Genomic DNA, 3,079 nt, shown 5'->3' with positions numbered 1-3,079 from the left:
TATCTGAAAATCTTTTTTCTACATTTAGCACACTTTATGGTTATCATTTTCGCTATTATACATCAATTGAAAGGTTTGCAAATATAGTGTGGTATCTTTAAATACAAAAGATTTATTTACAAAAATTAATGATTATAACAAATCTACGATTTACCGTAAAAACCTCTGGTTTTTTGGAGCTTTTTATGATAATTGTCTAAGTAATGAAACAGTTTTTGGATGTGACTTTGAAGACCTTGCGAGAGTATTGGAGAGAATGCAGACCTGCTAAATGGCTATTTCCAAGCCAAAATAAAGGGAAACATGTAAGTTTTGCCCCTCACTTATTAGAAAGATGTATATCCGAACTGGTTCAGATATACCCCAAAATTGGAAGAATATCGGAACTTGGTTCTAATATAAACAAGTTATGCGTCATTGACGTTTACTAATTTTAATGCTTTAATTTAAAATAGGTATTTTGATATTGGAGGGTTTTCAGTTTTGAATCCTAATATTATCGAGATAGCGGGTAGGTTAAAAAACCGATTTTTAAATGGATCGCAAAGCTTGAACGAAATATCTATTTTTCTGTGTGGTGGTAGTGGTCCAGAAAAAGAAAAATTTCGAAGAAAAGTTGGGGAAAAAATATCCGGGATGCTCTCTAAATATAAGTATACTGTTTACTATCCTGAAGATATATTTATAGAGCTTATACTTGGACATCAGAAACAAGATTTGCTAACCTTAGAAAATCTCCTTGCTAATAGTGTAAATGCTGTTGTTGTCTTGCTCCAAAGTCCGGGCACTTTTACTGAATTAGGTGCCTTTGCGAATTACGAAAAGCTAAATGACAAACTTATTGTTATAAATGATCCAAGATTTACTCGAAGAAAAAGTTTTATAAATTTAGGGCCAATTCGATATCTAGAAACAAAGACCCAAAGTAAAGTTGTATTCTCATCGATGGATAGTAGCAATTTATATAAGCTTGTTAAACAAATAGCCGATTCTGCTCGTGATGTGGCTAAACATTCTTCGCCAATAAGAGACTTATCAAATCCTATTTCTGCCTATAGATTCTATTTAGCATTAATCTATATTTTTGACCCAATACCAAAAGATGCTATTCTTACTATTTCAAGAGCACTTGCCATCAGTGGGGAAAAAATAGTGGTTACTGCGGCTGAAACGGTTATAAATAGCTTAATTAATGAAAGAAAGGTATCTCTTAGTTCAGGGAATCTTTCAACAACTTCCAAAGGTATAGATAATTTGATTTATGGCAATGAGACAAGAAAGAAAGCACGCATGATTTCATCATTTTTGACAAAACTTAGATTAGAAGCATTAAACTTAACTCTTAGGAGGAATTACCAGAGGATTTGGGGTGAAGCAAAAGGATCTTAGCCAAGCTTGTCATTTGACAAGCTTGAGTGGTGTTTCGCCACTCCGGATGCAAACAGAGGCATTACTGCCCTCATGGTTTCCTATTCGGAAACCATTCGCGGAACGAATCACTTCGTTCTTCGTTCGTCGCTGCGCGATGCTATGAGTAAGTGACGTTTGCTTCACCCCATTTGGTTCACAATGAAAAGTAACAGCGAACTTTTAAGATTATTGAATCTACCTGTGTTTTCCGATGAGGAAGAACTGGCATCTTTAATGCATATTACCCCAGAGCGGATTAAAATGCTCAGTAAATTTCCCCATAGATATTATAAAAAGTATAAAATACCAAAGTCGAATGGAAAACTTCGTGAAATAAGACAACCAAGGAAAGATTTAAAAGCGATTCAGGCTTGGATACTCAGAAATATTTTAGATAAACTTAGTCCTACTACATTTGCTACAGCTTATATTAAAAATAGGAATATTTCAGACAATGTAACTCCACATTCCAATAACAGGCATTTCGTATTATTGGATTTAGAAGATTTTTTTTCATCAATTTCTATTAGACGAGCAGCAAAAGTATTTTTGCTCATTGGTTATTCTAAAAAAGCTGCGTCTATTCTTGCGAGGCTTTGTACTTGCGATGGGAGTTTACCACAAGGTGCTGTTACTTCCCCTTCACTATCAAATTTAATTGCGGCAAAACTTGATAGAAGGATTGCAGGTTATACCTCGAGAAGAAATATTATATATACGAGGTATGCAGATGATATAACTTTGTCTTCAAATAATCCGGCTACACTTTCTCTATCCTTGCCGAGAATTATCAAGATTATTAAATCGGAACATCTTAAACCCAATATGGATAAGTTAAGAGTCTTAGGGCCAAGAAAGAGATGTTCAATAACTGGACTAGTAAAAAATAATTCTGAACCTGAATTTGGAATTGGCAAAAAGAAGAAAAAACAAATGAGGGCTGTGATACATCATTTTTTATTCAATTTGAGTAAAGATGATAAGTATACCAATAAAGCATCCATAATAGGTTGGCTGAATTATCTAAAAAGTGTTGATAAAGAATCTTTTGAACAAATGAATAATTATTGGAATCAATTGATAAAGAAATCGAATTCTGTTTGAGGTATATGTTAATGAGAAATGTCAACAAACGCATAACAAAGCATTTACGGCTTCGTTTTACTTTGCCTAACTTGCTTCGCAAGTTCGTAAATGCTCAAACATTATACGCCATTGAGATAGAATAGGAGATTTAAGGTGAATGTTTGGGAAATAGCAATTCTCAAAAGTGTAAACTCACTTAGCGGAGAAGCTGGGTTACAGCAGATATACAAGAGGCTCCCCGTTTCATACAGTTAACTGAAAAAGATTTAAGAGAAACCAAGTGGAGAGGAAAATCAGCACACCGCATTAGGTTAGAAGTCACATAGCAAATCTATGCCAAGCTAGTGAACTCAGTAGAGTATCAAGGGGACGTTATTCGTTGACCGAAAAAGGGCAAAGAAAGAATAGGTGCGTAAGCTCTCAACGGCGTATATCAGATTTTTGCCTTCGGCACTTCACCCAAATCCTGCCGTAGCTTTTTCTTTCTTGAAAATATGAGCACAAAAATATATTGTTAGTGAGATATGCCAAAACGCACGGATATAAAAAAGATAATGATTATTGGTTCCGGTCCTATCATCAT

The 3,079-nt window shown here is 34.6% G+C and carries 2 protein-coding genes; both read left to right on the top strand.

Annotated elements, in window-relative coordinates; genetic code table 11:
• The first annotated feature begins 549 nt into the window (after nt 1–549).
• The gene (locus tag J7K39_10240; protein MCD6180268.1) at nt 550–1,389 is read left to right on the top strand and encodes a retron St85 family effector protein; all 840 of its coding nucleotides are present in this window, start codon (nt 550–552) and stop codon (nt 1,387–1,389) included.
• Between the two features lie 180 nt (nt 1,390–1,569).
• On the top strand, nt 1,570–2,514 hold the full coding sequence (locus J7K39_10235; protein MCD6180267.1) for a retron St85 family RNA-directed DNA polymerase: 945 nt from the start codon (nt 1,570–1,572) through the stop codon (nt 2,512–2,514).
• Nucleotides 2,515–3,079 lie beyond the last annotated feature (565 nt).

The organism is Bacteroidales bacterium (genome assembly GCA_021157585.1).
Lineage (GTDB): Bacteria > Bacteroidota > Bacteroidia > Bacteroidales > UBA12170 > UBA12170.
The sequence above is the reverse complement of the archived record's forward strand: the minus strand, read 5'-3'. Positions and strand labels throughout refer to the sequence as shown.

What these genes read in the sequence shown, in the direction of transcription:
- J7K39_10235 (MCD6180267.1), top strand. Translation starts at nt 1,570, where the DNA reads ATGAAAAGTAACAGCGAACTTTTAAGATTATTGAATCTACCTGTGTTT.